Here is a 16,817-nt window from a genome sequence, read left to right as displayed (position 1 = left end):
GGCTGTCGGTCTGCTCTCTTTCCTGCGTCAATTGTGATCCTCGGCCCGCCCACGGGGGCGGGCCGTCGCCGCTGGGGAGGGCGGTCGTCAGCCGACCGCGCCCTCCATCTGCAGCTCGATCAGCCGGTTCAGCTCCAGGGCGTACTCCATGGGGAGTTCCTTGGCGATCGGCTCGACGAAGCCGCGCACGATCATCGCCATCGCCTCGAACTCGGACAGACCGCGGCTCATCAGGTAGAAGAGCTGGTCCTCGGAGACCTTGGAGACGGTCGCCTCGTGGCCCATGGACACGTCGTCCTCGCGGACGTCCACGTAGGGGTAGGTGTCGGAGCGGGAGATGGTGTCCACGAGCAGCGCGTCGCACAGCACGTTGGACTTGGAGCCCGCGGCGCCCTCGCCGATCTCGACCAGACCGCGGTAGGAGGTGCGGCCGCCGCCGCGCGCCACCGACTTGGAGACGATGTTGGACGAGGTGTTGGGCGCCATGTGGACCATCTTGGAACCGGCGTCCTGGTGCTGGCCCTCGCCGGCGAAGGCGATGGACAGGGTCTCGCCCTTGGCGTGCTCGCCCATCAGGTAGACGGCCGGGTACTTCATCGTCACCTTGGAGCCGATGTTGCCGTCGATCCACTCCATGGTCGCGCCCTCGTAGGCCACGGCGCGCTTGGTGACCAGGTTGTAGACGTTGTTCGACCAGTTCTGGATGGTCGTGTAACGGCAGCGGGCGTTCTTCTTGACGATGATCTCGACGACCGCGCTGTGCAGCGAGTCGGACTTGTAGATCGGAGCGGTGCAGCCCTCGACGTAGTGCACGTAGGCGCCCTCGTCGACGATGATCAGGGTCCGCTCGAACTGGCCCATGTTCTCCGTGTTGATGCGGAAGTAGGCCTGGAGCGGGATCTCGACGTGGACGCCCGGCGGGACGTAGATGAAGGAGCCGCCGGACCACACCGCGGTGTTCAGCGACGCGAACTTGTTGTCGCCGACCGGGATGACCGTGCCGAAGTACTCCTTGAAGAGGTCCGGGTGCTCCTTGAGGGCGGTGTCGGTGTCCAGGAAGATGACGCCCCGCTCCTCCAGGTCCTCACGGATCTGGTGGTAGACGACCTCCGACTCGTACTGCGCGGCGACGCCCGCGACCAGGCGCTGCTTCTCCGCCTCGGGGATGCCCAGCTTGTCGTAGGTGTTCTTGATGTCCTCGGGCAGGTCCTCCCAGGACTCCGCCTGCTTCTCCGTGGAGCGCACGAAGTACTTGATGTTGTCGAAGTCGATGCCCGACAGGTCCGAGCCCCAGTTCGGCATGGGCTTCTTCTCGAACAGGCGCAGGCCCTTGAGGCGGAGCTTGGTCATCCACTCCGGCTCGCTCTTCTTGGCGGAGATGTCCCGGACGACTTCCTCGTTCAGACCGCGCTTCGCGGAGGCGCCGGCCTCGTCGGAGTCGGCCCAGCCGTATTCGTACTTGCCCAGGCCCTCGAGTTCGGGGTGGGCAGTCTCCGTGGGGAGAGTCATGCGGGGTTCCTCCCGGCCGTGCTAGCAGATGCGTCAGTGGAAATCTGGGGGATGAACGTCGTGCAGACGCCGTCGCCGTGCGCGATGGTCGCCAGTCGCTGGACATGGGTGCCCAGCAGCTCGGCGAAGATCTCGGTCTCCGCCTCGCAGAGCTGCGGGAACTGTTCCGCGACGTGGGCGACCGGGCAGTGGTGCTGGCAGAGCTGCTCGCCCTTGTGCGGGAGGGGCGCGCTGCGCGCCGTAGCAGCGTACCCGTCGGCGCTCAGGGCCTTGGCCAGCGCTCCGGCGCGCTCGTCGGGGCCCACCGCCTCGATGGCCTTGCGGTACGCGCGCGCCTGCGCGGCGATACGGGCGCGGGCGAAGGCGGCGACCGCCTCCTGGCCCCCCTCCCGCTCGGCGATCCAGCGCAGCGCGTCCGCGGCGAGCTTGTCGTACGACTGGTCGAAGGCGTCGCGGCCGCAGTCGGTGAGCGCGAAGACCTTCGCGGGCCGGCCGCGCGTCCGCGCCCCGTACACCCGCCGCTCGCGCGCCTCGACGACGTCGTCGGCGAGCAGGGCGTCCAGATGGCGCCGCACGGCGGCCTGGGTGAGTCCCAGCCGTCCGGCCAGTTCGGCGACGGTCGACGGGCCGTGGTCCAGGATGGACCGCGCGACCCGGTTGCGCGTGGAGCGCTCACCGGTCGCTAGCTCCTCCTGGGGGGTCCCCGTGGGGGTCTCCCGAGCCTCGCCGACGTTTTTCACAACGCCATTGTTGCGTAATTCCTCGCGGCCTGACAAGCGCCCTTGATCCGCATGGGTGGTGCCCTGCATCACTTAGGCAGACCTAACTTGACCTGCGGAAACGATCTTTGATCGATCAAAACGGGTGGCGCCCGCGAGGGCCGTGCACCACACTCCCAGACCATGTCCACACCCCCGCCGACCGGCCCTCTCGTCACCCGCGCCACCCTCGCCGAAGACCTGCGCGACCTCGGCGTACGCCCTGGTGAGACCCTCCTCGTCCACTCCTCGCTCAGCTCCCTCGGCTGGGTCTGCGGCGGCCCGGTCGCGGTGGTCCAGGCCCTGCTGGACGCCCTCGGTCCGGACGGCACGCTGGTGGTCCCGGCGCACTCCGGCGGCCTCTCCGATCCCGCCCTGTGGAGCCGGCCGCCGGTGCCCCGGCAATGGTGGGAGACCATCCGCGCGTCGATGCCCGTCTACGACCCGAGGACCACCCCCACGCGCGGGGTCGGCGTGATCCCGGAGACCGTGCGCACCTGGCCGGGCGCCGTACGCAGCGCGCATCCCCACGCCTCGTTCGCGGCGATCGGCCCGCGCGCGGGAGAGCTGACGGCGGACCACGCCGTGGACTGCCGGCTCGGCGAGCGCAGCCCGCTGGCCAAGCTGGAGGCCGCGGGCGCCCGGGTGCTGCTGCTCGGCGCCGGATATGGCTCCTGCACCTGTTTCCACCTGGCCGAGTACCGGATACCGGCGCCGCTCGTCGAGGTGGGCCGGCCCGGACCGGACGGCTGGGAGGTCCTGACGGAGGTGTCCATCAGCGCCGAGCGGTTCGACGAACTCGGGCACGACTTCGAACGCGACCGGCCGGTCGTCCGGGGCCGGGCGGGCGCCGCCGAGGCCCGGCTGTTCCCCCTGGCGGACGCGGTGGCGTACGCCGAGCGCTGGCTCCCGGTGCACCGGCCCCGCGAGGACGACTTCACCCACCCGGGGGTCTGAGCCGCCCGGCGCGAACCTAGACTCTGGACCCATGCGAAGTGAGCCCGTGGTCGAAGTACAGGCCCTGGTGAAGCGGTACGGCACGAAGACCGCGGTGGACGGCCTCGACCTGGTGGCCCGGGCGGGCGTGACCGCCGTGCTCGGTCCCAACGGCGCCGGCAAGACCACGACGGTCGAGACCTGCGAGGGGTACCGGAAGCCGGATTCCGGCACGGTGCGCGTCCTGGGCCTCGACCCCGTGCGGCAGTCGGCCGCGCTGCGGCCGCGGATCGGCGTGATGCTCCAGTCCGGGGGCGTGTACTCGGGCGCGCGGGCCGACGAGATGCTGCGGCACGTCGCCAGGCTGCACGCCCATCCGCTGGACGTGGACGCGCTGATCGAACGGCTCGGGCTCGGCGGCTGCGGCCGGACCTCGTACCGCCGGCTCTCCGGCGGCCAGCAGCAGCGCCTCGCGCTCGCCATGGCCGTGGTCGGCCGGCCCGAGCTGGTCTTCCTCGACGAGCCGACCGCCGGTCTCGACCCGCAGGCCCGCCGGGCCACCTGGGACCTGGTGCGCGACCTGCGCGCCGACGGCGTCTCCGTGATCCTCACCACGCACTACATGGAGGAGGCCGAGCAGCTCGCCGACGACGTCGTGATCGTCGACGCGGGCCGGGTCGTCGTCCAGGGCTCCCCGGAGCAGCTGTGCCGCGGCGGCGCGGAGAACACCCTGCGCTTCACCGGCCGCCCCGGCCTCGACGTCGCGTCCCTGCTCAAGGCGCTGCCCGCGGACTCCTCGGCCGCCGAGCTGACCCCCGGCTCCTACCGGGTCGTCGGCAAGGTCGACCCCCAGCTGCTCGCCACGGTCACGTCCTGGTGCGCGCAGCACGGGGTGATGCCCGACCGGATCTCGGTGGAGCGGCACACTTTGGAGGATGTCTTCTTGGAGCTGACGGGCAAGGAGCTGCGCTCATGACTCTCACCACCGGCACCGGCGCTGACAGCGGCGCCGCCACCGGCGCGTACGCCCCGCGGCCCGGCGCGGCTCCGCTGTCGCGCATGATCGCGGCGCAGGCGGCGCTGGAGACGAAGATGCTGCTGCGCAACGGCGAGCAGCTGCTCCTCACCGTCGTGATCCCCACCCTGCTGCTGGTGCTGTTCAGCGCGGTGGACATCGTGGACACCGGCGCGGGCAAGGCCGTGGACTTCCTCACACCGGGCGTCCTGGCGCTCGCCGTGATGTCCACGGCGTTCACCGGACAGGCCATCGCCACCGGCTTCGAGCGGCGCTACGGCGTGCTGAAGCGGCTGGCCGCCTCGCCGCTGCCGCGCTGGGCTCTGATGACCGCCAAGACGGCGTCGGTGCTGGTCACCGAGGTGCTCCAGGTCGTCCTGCTGACCGTGATCGCCTTCGCGCTCGGCTGGTCCCCGCACGGCGACCCGCTCGCGGTGCTCCTGCTGCTGGTCCTCGGCACGGCCGCCTTCTCCGGGCTCGGCCTGCTGATGGCCGGCACCCTGAAGGCCGAGGCCACGCTGGCCGCCGCGAACCTGGTGTTCCTGCTGCTGCTGGTGGGCGGCGGGGTCATCGTCCCGCTGGACAAGTTCCCCTCCGGCGCGCAGGACGTGCTGGGGCTGCTGCCCATCTCGGCCCTGTCCGACGGGCTGCGGGACGTCCTGCAGCACGGCGCGGGCATGCCCTGGGGCGACCTCGGGATCCTCGCCGGGTGGGCGGTCGTGGCGCTGGCGGCGGCCGGGCGGTTCTTCCGCTGGGAGTAGGCCGTCCGGGCGGCGCGCGGGACCCTCGTGAACGCGTGCACAAGCGGACGCCTACCATGGGACGCGTGCCAAAGCTGACTCGCGCCGACGCCGTATCCGCAGCGCGCAACCCGCTCGCCTTCATCGCCGAACGCTGGACCCCGCAGCCGCGGACCGTCCGGCGGGCGGCCCTCGCCGCGCTCGTCATGGCGGTCGTCATCGTCGTGACCGGCGGCGCCGTCCGCCTGACCGGCTCGGGTCTCGGCTGCCCGACCTGGCCCACCTGCACCGACGACTCGCTGACCACCACGCGGGCGATGGGCTTCCACGGGGTGATCGAGTTCGGCAACCGCATGCTGACGTACGTGCTGTGCGCCGCCGTCGGCTGGGCGATCGTCGCCGCGCGCTCCGAGAAGCCGTGGCGGCGCGCCCTGACCCGGCTCGGCTGGCTCCAGTTCTGGATCGTCATGGGCAACGCGGTGCTCGGCGGCATCGTCGTCCTCGTCGGCCTCAACCCCTACACCGTCGCGGCGCACTTCCTGCTGTCGACGGCGCTGATCGCGGTCGCCGCGGTGATGTGGCAGCGCACCCGCGAGGGCGACGCCGAGCCGCGTCCGCTGGTCGGCAAGGCGGTGCAGCAGCTGGTGTGGTTCCTGGTCGTGGCGAGCGTGCTGCTGATCGCGGTGGGCACCGTGGTGACCGGCGCGGGCCCGCACGCGGGCGACTCGGCCAAGGTCGACCGCATCCCGCTGGACTGGGAGACGATCGCCAAGGCGCACGCGGTGCTGGCCTGGATCGTGGTGACGCTGACGTTCGCCCTGTGGTTCGTCCTCAAGGCCGTCGACGCGCCCAAGGGCCCGCTGGACCGGACGCGGGACCTGTTCGTCGTCCTGCTGCTGCAGGGCGTCATCGGCTACGTCCAGTACTTCACGCATCTGCCCGAGGCGCTGGTCGCCGCGCACATGCTCGGTTCGTGCCTGATGTGGATCGGGGTGCTGCGGGTGCTGCTGTCGCTGCGCGAGCGGCCCGTCCAGGTGGCCGGCCTGCCGGGCCCGGCCGCCGAGACGGAGCTGGCCACGGCGTGACGTCGCGGCCGGGCGGCGCCCGGCGGACGCCCGGCCGCCTCGCCGCACTCTGAAGGCTCGTGGGGCCGGACAGACAGTGTCTGTCCGGCCCCACGAGCCTTCAGTCCGTTCAGCCGTTGCTGGGGCCGCCGAGCTGGAGCCCGGCCATCCGGGACCACTCGTACGGGCCGGTCTTCACCTTCGCCGCGAACTCGCCGTCGAAGGACTCGTGGACCGTGATCCCCGACTTCCGCACCGCCTGCTCGGCGACGGCGTAGGTGGGGGCCACGATGTCGCCCCAGGCGCCGTCCTCGCCGACCAGGACGATCCGCGCGCCGCGCTGTCCGATGTACGCGACCTGCCCCTCGGCGCCGCCATGGGCCTTGGAGAACGAGCCGATGCGCTGCGCCAGGCGGGCCGCCGTGCGCTCGGCCTTCGGGTCAGCCTTGGGGTCAACCTGCTGCGTGTCGTCTGCCATGGCTGGATGCTACCCAGCGGTAGATCCAACGGCGACGGGCGGGGTGCGTGGCCTTGACCACGCACCCCGCCCGTCGGCGGGTGTGAAGGGGGCTAGCGGAGGAAGGGGTCCACCGCGACGGCCACGAAGAGGATCGACACGTAGGTGATCGACCAGTGGAACAGCCGCATCTCCTTCAGCTTGGCGCCGGTCACCTCGGCCTTGGCCCGGTTCTGCAGCCCGTGCGCCTCCCACAGCCAGAAGCCGCCGGCCGCGAGCGCCACCACCGTGTAGAACCAGCCGGTGTAGCCGAGCGGGGTCAGCAGCAGCGAGACCGCCACCATCACCCAGCTGTAGATCACGATCTGCCGGGCGACCACCTTGTTGGAGGCGATGACCGGCAGCATCGGCACGCCCACGCGCGCGTAGTCCTCCTTGACCTTCATGGACAGCGGCCAGTAGTGCGGCGGCGTCCAGAAGAACATGACGAGGAAGAGGACGACCGGCGCCCACGACATGGAGTTCGTGACGGCGGACCAGCCGATCAGCACGGGCAGGCAGCCGGCGATCCCGCCCCAGACGATGTTCTGCGACGTACGCCGTTTGAGGATCATCGTGTAGACGACGACGTAGAAGAGGAGCGCTCCGAGCGACAGCCAGGCGGACAGCCAGTTGACGGTGTACCCGAACAGCAGCGTCGAGACGACCGCCAGCGTGATGCCGAAGGCGAGGCACTCGCGCGGGCTGACCATGCCGGTCACCAGCGGCCGCTGCGAGGTGCGGTCCATCAGCGCGTCGATGTCGCGGTCGATGTACATGTTCAGCGCGTTGGCGCCACCTGCGGAGAGGTAGCCGCCGAGGCACGTGAGCAGCACCAGCTTCAGATCGGGCACGCCCTGCTGCGCCAGGAACATCACCGGAACGGTGGTGATCAGCAGCAGTTCGATGATCCGTGGCTTGGTCAGTGCCACGAACGCCTTGACACGGGCCCCGAACGGCCGGTGGCTCGGGCTCTGGCCTGCACCGAGTGCTCCCTCCCCCAGAACCTTAAGGGTCTGGGAGGGACCCCCAGGACGGGATTCGACGGCCGTCACGCACACCCCTGACAGAGACTCCCAGCGAGCCCCGCCGATGTGAACCGACGGTAAAGGCTCGCGCGTACCACGCCACTGTAGACGTTGCCCAGACCCGGACATTCGCGGGGGTCGGGTCGTGTTGGCCGCACCCCCCGCGCAGGGGCCGCCGGGCGGGTGCGCGAACCCGGTGGGACGGGTCCGCGAACAGCGTCGGAACAATGTTCCGACGGGCGCGTGACGGCTCGATTGAGCGATCGGATGAGCGGGTCCGTATTCAGTTGCCGAATACGCTTCCGGGCCGGTCGGCAGGCGGATTTCGAAGAGTCCCGGCACTCTTGAATGACACGAAAAAACGCACGTCTTTACGAGGGTAGGCTCAACAACGGCCGGCCGACGCCGAGAACGCCGGCAGCCGGTGCGCGGGCACGTGTACCGGCATCCGACAGTGGAGAGGAGCCCTGAGCCAGGGTGAGCACCAAGCCGACCACCACAGACCTCGAGTGGACCGAATTGGACCAGCGTGCGGTGGACACCGCGCGTGTCCTGGCCGCCGATGCCGTACAGAAGGTCGGAAACGGCCATCCGGGTACGGCCATGAGCCTCGCTCCCGCCGCCTACACCCTGTTCCAGAAGGTGATGCGGCACGACCCCGCGGACACGCAGTGGGTGGGACGCGACCGTTTCGTACTGTCCGCGGGCCACTCCTCCCTGACCCTCTACACCCAGCTGTACCTGGGCGGCTTCGGCCTGGAGCTGGACGACCTGAAGGCGTTCCGGACCTGGGGCTCGAAGACCCCGGGCCACCCCGAGTACGGGCACACCGAGGGCGTGGAGACCACGACCGGCCCGCTCGGCCAGGGTGTCGCCAACGCGGTGGGCATGGCGATGGCCGCCCGCTACGAGCGCGGTCTGTTCGACCCGGACGCCGCGCAGGGCGAGTCGCCGTTCGACCACTTCATCTACTGCATCGCCGGTGACGGCTGCCTGCAGGAGGGCATCTCGGCCGAGGCGTCGTCGATGGCCGGCCACCAGAAGCTGGGCAACCTGATCCTGCTGTGGGACGACAACCACATCTCGATCGAGGGCGACACCGAGACGGCCGTCTCCGAGGACACCGTCAAGCGGTACGAGGCCTACGGCTGGCACGTCCAGCGCGTGGAGCCGAAGGCGGACGGCGACCTGGACCCGGCGGCGATCTACGCCGCGATCCAGGAGGCCAAGTCCGTCACCGACCGGCCGTCCTTCATCGCGATGCGCTCGATCATCGCCTGGCCCGCCCCGAACGCGCAGAACACCGAGGCCGCGCACGGCTCGGCCCTCGGCGACGAGGAGGTCGCGGCCACCAAGCGCGTCCTCGGCTTCGACCCGGAGAAGACCTTCGAGGTCGCCGACGAGGTCCTCGCCCACACCCGCGGCGCCCTGGAGCGCGGCCGCGCGGCCCGCGACGCGTGGGAGAAGTCCTTCCGGGCCTGGCGCGAGGCCAACCCGGAGCGCGCCGCCGAGTACGACCGCATCGCCCGGGGCGAGCTGCCCACCGGCTGGGACGAGAAGATCCCGGTGTTCGAGGCGGGCAAGTCGGTCGCGACGCGCGCCGCCTCCGGCAAGGTGCTCCAGGCGCTCGGCGAGGTCGTTCCCGAGCTGTGGGGCGGCTCCGCCGACCTGGCCGGCTCGAACAACACGACGATCGACAAGACGTCGTCGTTCCTGCCCGAGGGCAACCCGCTGCCCGAGGCGAACCCGTACGGGCGCACCGTCCACTTCGGCATCCGCGAGCACTCGATGGGCGCCGAGCTGAACGGCATCACGCTGCACGGCAACACCCGCGCCTACGGCGGCACCTTCCTGGTCTTCTCCGACTACATGCGCAACGCCGTGCGCCTGTCCGCGCTGATGCACCTGCCGGTCACGTACGTGTGGACGCACGACTCCATCGGCCTCGGCGAGGACGGCCCCACCCACCAGCCGGTCGAGCACCTCGCCTCGCTGCGCGCCATCCCCGGCCTGAACGTGGTCCGCCCGGCCGACGCCAACGAGACCGCCATCGCCTGGCGCGAGATCCACCGCCGCTGGACGAAGGAGTACGGCAAGGGCGCCCCGCACGCGCTGGCGCTGACCCGCCAGGGCGTGCCGACGTACGAGCCCGACGACGACGCGGCCAAGGGCGGCTACGTCCTGCTGGAGGCCGAGGGCGGCGAGCCGCAGGTCGTCCTGATCGCCACCGGTTCCGAGGTGCACGTCGCCGTCGAGGCGCGCGAGCAGCTCCAGGCCGACGGCGTGCCGACCCGCGTGGTGTCGATGCCGTGCGTCGAGTGGTTCGAGGAGCAGGACCAGGGGTACCGGGACAGCGTGCTGCCGCCGGCCGTGCGGGCGCGTGTCGCGGTCGAGGCGGGCGTCGGGCTGACCTGGCACAAGTACGTCGGGGACGCCGGACGCATTGTTTCGCTGGAGCACTTCGGCGCCTCCGCCGACGCCAAGGTGCTCTTCCGCGAGTTCGGTTTCACCGCCGAGAACGTGGCCGCCAAGGCCCGGGAATCGCTCACCGCCGCCCAGCGCTGACGCTCACAGACGACACGTAGGAGATGCATTTTCCATGACAGACGCACTGAAGCGCCTTTCCGACGAAGGCGTCGCGATCTGGCTGGACGACCTGTCGCGCAAGCGGATCACGTCCGGCAACCTCGCCGAGCTGATCGACCAGCAGCACGTCGTGGGCGTCACCACCAACCCGACGATCTTCCAGAAGGCGATCTCGCAGGGCGACGGCTACGACCAGCAGCTGTCGGACCTGGCCGCCCGCAAGGTCACCGTCGAAGAGGCCATCCGGATGATCACGACGGCGGACGTCCGCGACGCCGCCGACATCCTGCGGCCGGTGTTCGACGCCACCGACGGCCAGGACGGCCGGGTCTCCATCGAGGTGGACCCGCGCCTGGCCCACAACACCAAGGCGACCGTCGCCGAGGCCCGCCAGCTGGCCTGGCTGGTGGACCGCCCCAACACGCTCATCAAGATCCCGGCAACCGAGGCGGGTCTGCCGGCGATCGCCGAGACCATCGGCAACGGCATCAGCGTCAACGTCACGCTGATCTTCTCGCTGGAGCGCTACCGCAAGGTCATGGACGCCTTCCTGACCGGCCTGGAGAAGGCCAAGGAGCGCGGCCTGGACCTCTCCAAGATCCACTCGGTGGCGTCGTTCTTCGTCTCCCGCGTGGACACCGAGATCGACCGGCGCATCGACGAGATGGGCACCGACGAGGCCAAGGCCCTGCGCGGCAAGGCGGGCGTGGCCAACGCGCGCCTGGCCTACCAGGCCTACGAGGAGGTCTTCTCCTCGGACCGCTGGGACGCGCTGGAGAACGCGGGCGCGAACAAGCAGCGTCCGCTGTGGGCGTCCACCGGTGTGAAGGACAAGGCGTACAAGGACACCATGTACGTCGAGGAGCTGGTCGCGCCGAACACGGTGAACACCATGCCCGAGGCCACGCTGGAGGCCACGGACGACCACGGCGAGATCCGCGGCGACGCGATCAGGGGCACCTACGAGCAGGCCCGCGCCGACCTGGACGCGCTGGAGAAGATCGGCATCTCCTACGACGAGGTCGTGCAGGTGCTGGAGGACGAGGGCGTCGAGAAGTTCGAGGGCTCCTGGAACGACCTGCTGAAGTCGACCGAGGCGGAGCTGCAGCGCCTCGCCCCCGCGGAGGGCTGACGCCTTGTCACCCCTTTCCGGTACCGGGGCGAACCCGCTCCGTGACCCTGCGGACCGACGGCTCCCGCGTATCGCGGGGCCGTCGGGCCTGGTCATCTTCGGCGTCACGGGCGACCTGTCCCGCAAGAAGCTGATGCCGGCCGTCTACGACCTCGCGAACCGGGGTCTGCTGCCGCCGGGCTTCTCGCTGGTGGGCTTCGCCCGGCGCGACTGGGAGGACGAGGACTTCGCGCAGGTCGTGCACGACGCGGTCAAGGAGCACGCGCGCACGCCGTTCCGCGAGGAGGTCTGGCAGCAGCTCAGCCAGGGCATGCGCTTCGTGCAGGGCACCTTCGACGACGACGAGGCCTTCGAGCGGCTGCGCGGCACGATCGACGAGCTGGACAAGGCGCAGGGCACGGGCGGCAACTTCGCCTTCTACCTGTCCGTGCCGCCGAAGTCGTTCCCGGTCGTCATCCAGCAGCTGAAGAAGCACGCTCTGGCCGACCAGTCGGGCGGTTCCTGGCGGCGCGCGGTCATCGAGAAGCCGTTCGGCCACGACCTGAAGTCGGCCGAGGAGCTGAACGCGATCGTCCACGAGGTGTTCGCGCCGGACCAGGTGTTCCGGATCGACCACTACCTGGGCAAGGAGACCGTCCAGAACATCCTGGCGCTGCGCTTCGCCAACCAGATGTTCGAGCCCATATGGAACCGGTCCTTCGTGGACCACGTGCAGATCACCATGGCCGAGGACATCGGCATCGGCGGCCGGGCCGGCTACTACGACGGCATCGGCGCCGCCCGCGACGTCATCCAGAACCACCTGCTCCAGCTGATGGCGCTCACCGCGATGGAGGAGCCCTCCTCGTTCGACGCGGACGCGCTCGCGGCGGAGAAGGAGAAGGTGCTCGGCGCGGTCCGGCTGCCCGACGACCTGGGCGCCCACACGGTGCGCGGCCAGTACGCGGCCGGCTGGCAGGGCGGCGAGAAGGTCACCGGCTACCTCGAAGAGGACGGCATCGACGAGAAGTCGAAGACCGACACTTACGCGGCCGTGAAGCTCGGCATCGACAACCGCCGCTGGGCGGGCGTCCCCTTCTATCTGCGCACCGGCAAGCGGCTGGGGCGGCGGGTCACCGAGATCGCGGTGGTCTTCCAGCGCGCCCCGCACTCGCCCTTCGACACCACCGCCACCGAGGAACTCGGGCAGAACGCGGTCGTCATCCGCGTCCAGCCGGACGAGGGCGTGACCGTGCGCTTCGGCTCCAAGGTGCCCGGCACGTCGATGGAGATCCGGGACGTGTCGATGGACTTCGCCTACGGCGAGTCCTTCACCGAGTCCAGCCCCGAGGCCTACGAGCGCCTCATCCTCGATGTGCTGCTCGGCGACTCCAACCTCTTCCCGCGCACGGAGGAGGTCGAGCTGTCCTGGAAGATCCTCGACCCGATCGAGGAGTACTGGGACACGCACGGCAGGCCCGCGCAGTACCAGTCGGGGACGTGGGGCCCGGCGGAGGCGGACGAGATGCTCGCACGAGACGGACGGAGCTGGCGCCGGCCATGAAGATCGATCTGACGGACACCACGGCCGGAAAGATCAACAAGGCGTTGGTCGAGGGGCGCCGCGCGATCGGCACCCCCGCCGTCGGCATGGTGCTCACCCTGGTCATCGTCACCGACGAGGAGAACGCCTACGACGCCCTGAAGGCGGCCGGCGACGCCTCGCGCGAGCACCCCTCGCGCACCCTGGTCGTCATCCGCCGCGTCTCGCGCACCCTGCGCGACCGCACCTCCTCGCGGCTGGACGCCGAGGTGCGGGTGGGCGCGGAGGCCGGCACCGGCGAGACGGTGGTGCTGCGGCTGTACGGCGAGGTCTCCGACCACGCCCAGTCGGTGGTGCTGCCGCTGCTGCTGCCGGACGCGCCGGTCGTCGTGTGGTGGCCGGTGGACGCCCCGATCGACCCGGCCGGCGACCCGCTGGGGGCCCTGGCCCAGCGCCGGGTCACCGACACCTACGCCTGCGAGGACCCGGTACGGGAGCTGACGGCGCGGGCCGCGGCGTACGCCCCCGGCGACACCGATCTGTCGTGGACCCGGATCACGCCCTGGCGCTCCATGCTGGCCGCCGCGCTCGACCAGGTGACCTGCGAGGTCGGCGGCGTCGAGGTGGAGGGCGAGGAGTCCAACCCGAGCTGTGAGCTGCTGGCGATGTGGCTCGCGGACCGGCTGGACGTGCCGGTGAAGCGGACGCTGTCCGCCGGGCCGGGGCTGACCGCGGTCCGCATGGACACGAACTGCGGCTCGATCCGGCTGGACCGCGCCGACGGACGGCTGGCGACGCTGTCCATCGAGGGCCAGCCGGAGCGTGCGGTGGCGCTCAAGCGCCGTGACACGGCCGAGCTGATCGCGGAGGAGCTGCGGCGGCTGGACCCGGACGACACCTACGCGTCGGCGCTGCGCTACGGCGTGGACCGGCTCGGCGGCGGCGACCGGGAACCCGCCGAGCAGGGGCCGGTGGCGGTCGCCACCCCCGAGGAGGAGGCGGTGAAGGCGCCCGCGCGCCGGGCCGCCGCCAAGACGGCCCGCAAGGCCCCGACCCGGAAGGCGACGGCGAAGTGAGCACTCCACAGCTGGTCGTCCACCGCGACAAGGACCTGATGGCGCAGGCCGCAGCGGCCCGGCTGATCACGAGGATCGTGGACGCCCAGGCCTCGACGGGCTCGGCGAACGTCGTCCTGACGGGCGGCCGCAACGGCAACGGCGTGCTGGCCGCGCTGGCCGCCGCGCCCGCCCGCGACGCGATCGACTGGGGCCGTCTGGACCTGTGGTGGGGCGACGAACGGTTCCTGCCGGAGGGCGACCCCGAGCGCAACGTCACGCAGGCCCGTGAGGCGCTGCTGGACTCCGTGCAGCTGGACCCCAAGCGCGTGCACGTCATGCCCGCGTCGGACGGTCCGTACGGCGCGGACGTGGAGGCCGCGGCGGACGCCTACGCCGAGGAGCTGGCCCGCGCGGCCGGCCCCGAGAACCACGGCGCGGTGCCCTCCTTCGACGTCCTGATGCTGGGGGTCGGCCCGGACACCCACGTCGCCTCCCTGTTCCCGGAGCATCCGGGCGTACGGGAGACCGAGCGCACGGTGATCGGCGTCCACGGCTCGCCGAAGCCGCCGCCCACCCGTATCTCCCTCACCCTCCCCGCGATCCGCTCGGCCCGTGAGGTCTGGCTGCTCGCGGCGGGCGAGGACAAGGCGAACGCGGTCGCCATGGCCCTCTCGGGCGCGGGCGAGATCCAGGCCCCCGCGGCAGGAGCCCAGGGCCGCACCCGCACCCTCTGGCTCCTGGACACAGCAGCAGCCGCCCAACTCCCGAGAAGCCTGTACCCCCCGGCGTCAGCATGACCTGACGCCCCCTCAGCCGGCCCGGCCCAAAAGCCCGGGCCGGCTGCAACAGCCCGTCCGCCGTTCGAGGCCGAGGCCGGCTGTAACAGCCCGTCCGGCACTTGAGAACGAGGCCGTTCAGGCCGACGCGGGGCCCGGGGCGGCAGCCTTTGCCCACCCGCCCCGCCTGTTCCAGCCCGTCCGGCGCTTGAGGACGAGGCCGTTCAGGCCGACAGCGGGGCCCGGGGCGGCAGCCTTTGCCCACCCACCCCGCCTGTTCCAGCCCGTCCGGCGCTTGAGGACGAAGCCGTTCAGGCCGACAGTGGGGGTCTGGGGGCGGCAGCCCCCAGGGATGGGAAGGGTAAGGGCGACGCGCCCGCCGACGTGACGTCCCGCAGCCACGGCGCCTTGGCCTCGACGCCGCCCTTCTGGACGTCCCAGGCGCCGTAGCGCGGATTGAGGTCGACGCGGAGTTCGCCGGAGGCGGTGGACAGGGCCTGCCAGAAGGCGGGCTGGGAGGTGTCGGTGTGGAGCTTCGTCGCCAGCTTCTGCGCCTCCACCTGGAGGCGGAGGTTGTCGTCGAGGCGCTCGGGGGCCACGCCGTACTGCTGGAGCCAGGCGGTCTCCAGGGCCTTGGCGCCGCCCGCCCGCTGCTCCAGACCGGTCCGCAGCTGCTGGACCTCGCGGCGGGTGACGCTGACGCCCGCGTCCCGGGCCGCGCGGTCCAGGACCCGGTCGAGCACCATCTGGTGCAGGGTGTCCCGGGAGAGCGTGCCGGTGCGGGCGACGGCCTGCTCGTACTGCGCCTGGTCGGGGACCGCGGCGCGCTGCGCCCGGCGCACCTCGTCCACCCGGCTCTGCAACTGCGCGACGGTGATCCGCTGACCGCCCACCACGGCCGCGGCGCCGGGATGCGCGTCGCTGCCGCAGGCGGTCAGGAGGGGGGCCGCCGCGGCGATCGCGGCGGACAGGACGAGCGCGGTGCGACGGCGGCGGTGCAAGGAAACCTCCCGAGGAGAGTTTGTGCGGCGGTGCACAAAGTCTTGCGGTGATCGATGGTAGGCAGCGGCCGGGCTCCGGCCAAGCCATTGGACCAACGATTCACCGCGACTTCGGGCACCGCCGCCGCCTCGCGTCCGCGTCTCCTCCGAGTGGCGGCGGGCGCGGCCGTCAGCCACTCGGAGACCACCGGATCCGCGTACCCCCGCGAAACCGCCGCCCCGCCCGGACCTTTGGCCCAGCTTTGAGCGAGCTGAGACCGCTTCGTGGCCGCGGACTCCGTAGATTCACCGGGCCCCCACGCGCATGTCTCACTTTTCATGTTTCACGCAAGGATCCAGATGCGTCTCCCGTTCCGTGCCGCCCGTGCGGCGTTCGCCGTCGCGGCACTCCCCCTGGCCCTCTCCCTGGCCGCCTGCTCCTCCGGCTCCTCGGGCTCCGACGACCCGGCGGCGGCGCCCGCGTCGGCGTCGGCGTCGCCCAGCGAGAGCGCGGCCCCCGATGCCGGTGTGCTGACGGGAACGCAGCTCAAGCGGGCGCTGGCCCCGGCCTCGTTCATGCCGAAGGGCGTGACCCCCGTCCAGGACGGCGCGGCGGACAGCGGTGACGAGTTCCTCTCGCCGCCCGCGAAGGCCTCGGGCAAGACCGACTGCGCCAAGTTCGGCAACACGTACTGGCTGGACATCACCGGCCTCAAGGGCGGCGTGTCGTTCGCGCAGTCCGACTTCGCCGAGCAGCCGGACCAGACCGAGGAGATCACGCAGGAACTGGACGGCTTCCGGGGCACGGCCGCGCAGTCGGTCATGAAGGACGTGCGGGCCGCGGTCGCCGCGTGCCCGACCTACACCGACACCCAGGCCCACGCCAAGGTGAAGGTCACCGGCAAGGAGACCCCGGGGCTCAGCGACGAGGCCTACACCATCACGCTCACCAGCAATTCCTGGGAGAACGGCAGCACGCTGATCTCCGCGCGCGTCGGCACGGGCGTCCTGACCCTGATGTCGACGGCCGACTCGGACAACGGCGCGGCCGCCGGCCGGAAGGTCGCGGCACAGGTGGTGCAGTCGCTCCAGGCGCAGAAGCGGAAGTCGTCGTAGACGCCGAGCGCCTGGACAGCGCGGATGTACTCGGGTGATGCGACAACGCGGCGAGGCGCCGTGCCGGGCGTCGCGAGCCGGTGAACCTTCCGGCCGCAGCA

The 16,817-nt window shown here is 71.3% G+C and carries 15 protein-coding genes; 10 read left to right on the top strand and 5 right to left on the bottom strand.

Annotated elements, in window-relative coordinates:
- Positions 1-87: 87 nt before the first annotated feature.
- Positions 88-1,509, bottom strand: a complete 1,422-nt coding sequence (sufB, locus tag K7787_RS09740) for a Fe-S cluster assembly protein SufB (RefSeq protein ID WP_223001136.1) — start codon at positions 1,507-1,509, stop codon at positions 88-90.
- A complete protein-coding gene (locus K7787_RS09735) occupies positions 1,506-2,249 on the bottom strand; it encodes a helix-turn-helix transcriptional regulator (protein ID WP_009187976.1) in 744 nt (247 codons plus the stop codon). Before K7787_RS09735 ends, sufB begins: the two co-directional genes overlap by 4 nt.
- A gap of 162 nt (positions 2,250-2,411) precedes the next feature.
- Between K7787_RS09735 and K7787_RS09730 the strand changes: the two genes are divergently transcribed.
- From K7787_RS09730 to K7787_RS09715, 4 genes are read left to right on the top strand one after another with little or no spacing between them, the layout of a single operon-like run.
- A complete protein-coding gene (locus K7787_RS09730; protein ID WP_009187977.1) occupies positions 2,412-3,224 on the top strand; it encodes an AAC(3) family N-acetyltransferase in 813 nt (270 codons plus the stop codon).
- A 31-nt stretch (positions 3,225-3,255) separates the two neighbouring features.
- Positions 3,256-4,179, top strand: coding sequence for an ABC transporter ATP-binding protein (locus K7787_RS09725; RefSeq protein ID WP_009187978.1), 924 nt, complete (start codon positions 3,256-3,258; stop codon positions 4,177-4,179).
- The gene (locus tag K7787_RS09720; protein WP_009187979.1) at positions 4,176-4,979 is read left to right on the top strand and encodes an ABC transporter permease; all 804 of its coding nucleotides are present in this window, start codon (positions 4,176-4,178) and stop codon (positions 4,977-4,979) included. The genes K7787_RS09725 and K7787_RS09720 overlap by 4 nt, the downstream gene beginning before the upstream one ends.
- A gap of 56 nt (positions 4,980-5,035) precedes the next feature.
- Positions 5,036-6,043, top strand: a complete 1,008-nt coding sequence (locus K7787_RS09715; RefSeq protein WP_223001135.1) for a COX15/CtaA family protein — start codon at positions 5,036-5,038, stop codon at positions 6,041-6,043.
- Between the two features lie 109 nt (positions 6,044-6,152).
- Here K7787_RS09715 and K7787_RS09710 read toward each other — a convergent pair whose 3' ends face one another.
- Together K7787_RS09710 and K7787_RS09705 are read right to left on the bottom strand one after the other, a co-directional pair.
- On the bottom strand, positions 6,153-6,500 hold the full coding sequence (locus K7787_RS09710; protein ID WP_019982852.1) for a hypothetical protein: 348 nt from the start codon (positions 6,498-6,500) through the stop codon (positions 6,153-6,155).
- A 92-nt stretch (positions 6,501-6,592) separates the two neighbouring features.
- A complete protein-coding gene (locus K7787_RS09705; RefSeq protein WP_078512000.1) occupies positions 6,593-7,579 on the bottom strand; it encodes a heme o synthase in 987 nt (328 codons plus the stop codon).
- A 444-nt stretch (positions 7,580-8,023) separates the two neighbouring features.
- On the opposite strand from K7787_RS09705, the gene tkt reads away from it, so the two are divergent.
- The 5 genes from tkt to pgl are packed head-to-tail and all read left to right on the top strand — an operon-like array spanning position 8,024 to position 14,641.
- A complete protein-coding gene (gene tkt, locus K7787_RS09700; RefSeq protein WP_009187982.1) occupies positions 8,024-10,111 on the top strand; it encodes a transketolase in 2,088 nt (695 codons plus the stop codon).
- Positions 10,112-10,145: 34 nt separating this feature from the next.
- On the top strand, positions 10,146-11,264 hold the full coding sequence (gene tal, locus K7787_RS09695) for a transaldolase (RefSeq protein ID WP_019982849.1): 1,119 nt from the start codon (positions 10,146-10,148) through the stop codon (positions 11,262-11,264).
- 4 nt (positions 11,265-11,268) lie between these two features.
- Positions 11,269-12,807 (top strand): glucose-6-phosphate dehydrogenase, encoded by a 1,539-nt coding sequence (zwf, locus tag K7787_RS09690; RefSeq protein WP_009187984.1) that lies wholly within the window; start codon positions 11,269-11,271, stop codon positions 12,805-12,807.
- Positions 12,804-13,862 carry a glucose-6-phosphate dehydrogenase assembly protein OpcA gene (gene opcA / locus K7787_RS09685; RefSeq protein WP_009187985.1) on the top strand — a complete coding sequence of 353 codons (1,059 nt, stop codon included), beginning with the start codon at positions 12,804-12,806 and terminating at the stop codon, positions 13,860-13,862. The genes zwf and opcA overlap by 4 nt, the downstream gene beginning before the upstream one ends.
- Positions 13,859-14,641, top strand: a complete 783-nt coding sequence (gene pgl / locus K7787_RS09680; protein WP_223001134.1) for a 6-phosphogluconolactonase — start codon at positions 13,859-13,861, stop codon at positions 14,639-14,641. The genes opcA and pgl overlap by 4 nt, the downstream gene beginning before the upstream one ends.
- Positions 14,642-14,931: 290 nt before the next feature.
- Here the strand turns inward: pgl and K7787_RS09675 are convergent, their stop codons facing one another.
- Positions 14,932-15,621, bottom strand: a complete 690-nt coding sequence (locus K7787_RS09675) for a SurA N-terminal domain-containing protein (protein ID WP_223001133.1) — start codon at positions 15,619-15,621, stop codon at positions 14,932-14,934.
- Positions 15,622-15,960: 339 nt separating this feature from the next.
- On the opposite strand from K7787_RS09675, the gene K7787_RS09670 reads away from it, so the two are divergent.
- Complete coding sequence (locus K7787_RS09670) at positions 15,961-16,716, top strand: hypothetical protein (protein ID WP_223001132.1); 756 nt, start codon at positions 15,961-15,963, stop codon at positions 16,714-16,716.
- Positions 16,717-16,817 lie beyond the last annotated feature (101 nt).

Origin of the sequence: Streptomyces sennicomposti (assembly GCF_019890635.1) — a bacterium.
Taxonomy (GTDB): Bacteria; Actinomycetota; Actinomycetes; order Streptomycetales; family Streptomycetaceae; genus Streptomyces; species Streptomyces sennicomposti.
This window is presented reverse-complemented; position numbering and strand designations above follow the sequence as displayed.

Excerpts from the sequence above, each read along its gene's own strand:
- sufB (WP_223001136.1), bottom strand. The coding sequence starts at position 1,509 with ATGACTCTCCCCACGGAGACTGCCCACCCCGAACTCGAGGGCCTGGGC.
- K7787_RS09730 (WP_009187977.1), top strand. The coding sequence starts at position 2,412 with ATGTCCACACCCCCGCCGACCGGCCCTCTCGTCACCCGCGCCACCCTC.
- K7787_RS09725 (WP_009187978.1), top strand. The coding sequence starts at position 3,256 with ATGCGAAGTGAGCCCGTGGTCGAAGTACAGGCCCTGGTGAAGCGGTAC.
- K7787_RS09720 (WP_009187979.1), top strand. The coding sequence starts at position 4,176 with ATGACTCTCACCACCGGCACCGGCGCTGACAGCGGCGCCGCCACCGGC.
- K7787_RS09715 (WP_223001135.1), top strand. The coding sequence starts at position 5,036 with ATGGGACGCGTGCCAAAGCTGACTCGCGCCGACGCCGTATCCGCAGCG.
- K7787_RS09710 (WP_019982852.1), bottom strand. The coding sequence starts at position 6,500 with ATGGCAGACGACACGCAGCAGGTTGACCCCAAGGCTGACCCGAAGGCC.
- tal (WP_019982849.1), top strand. The coding sequence starts at position 10,146 with ATGACAGACGCACTGAAGCGCCTTTCCGACGAAGGCGTCGCGATCTGG.
- opcA (WP_009187985.1), top strand. The coding sequence starts at position 12,804 with ATGAAGATCGATCTGACGGACACCACGGCCGGAAAGATCAACAAGGCG.
- K7787_RS09670 (WP_223001132.1), top strand. The coding sequence starts at position 15,961 with ATGCGTCTCCCGTTCCGTGCCGCCCGTGCGGCGTTCGCCGTCGCGGCA.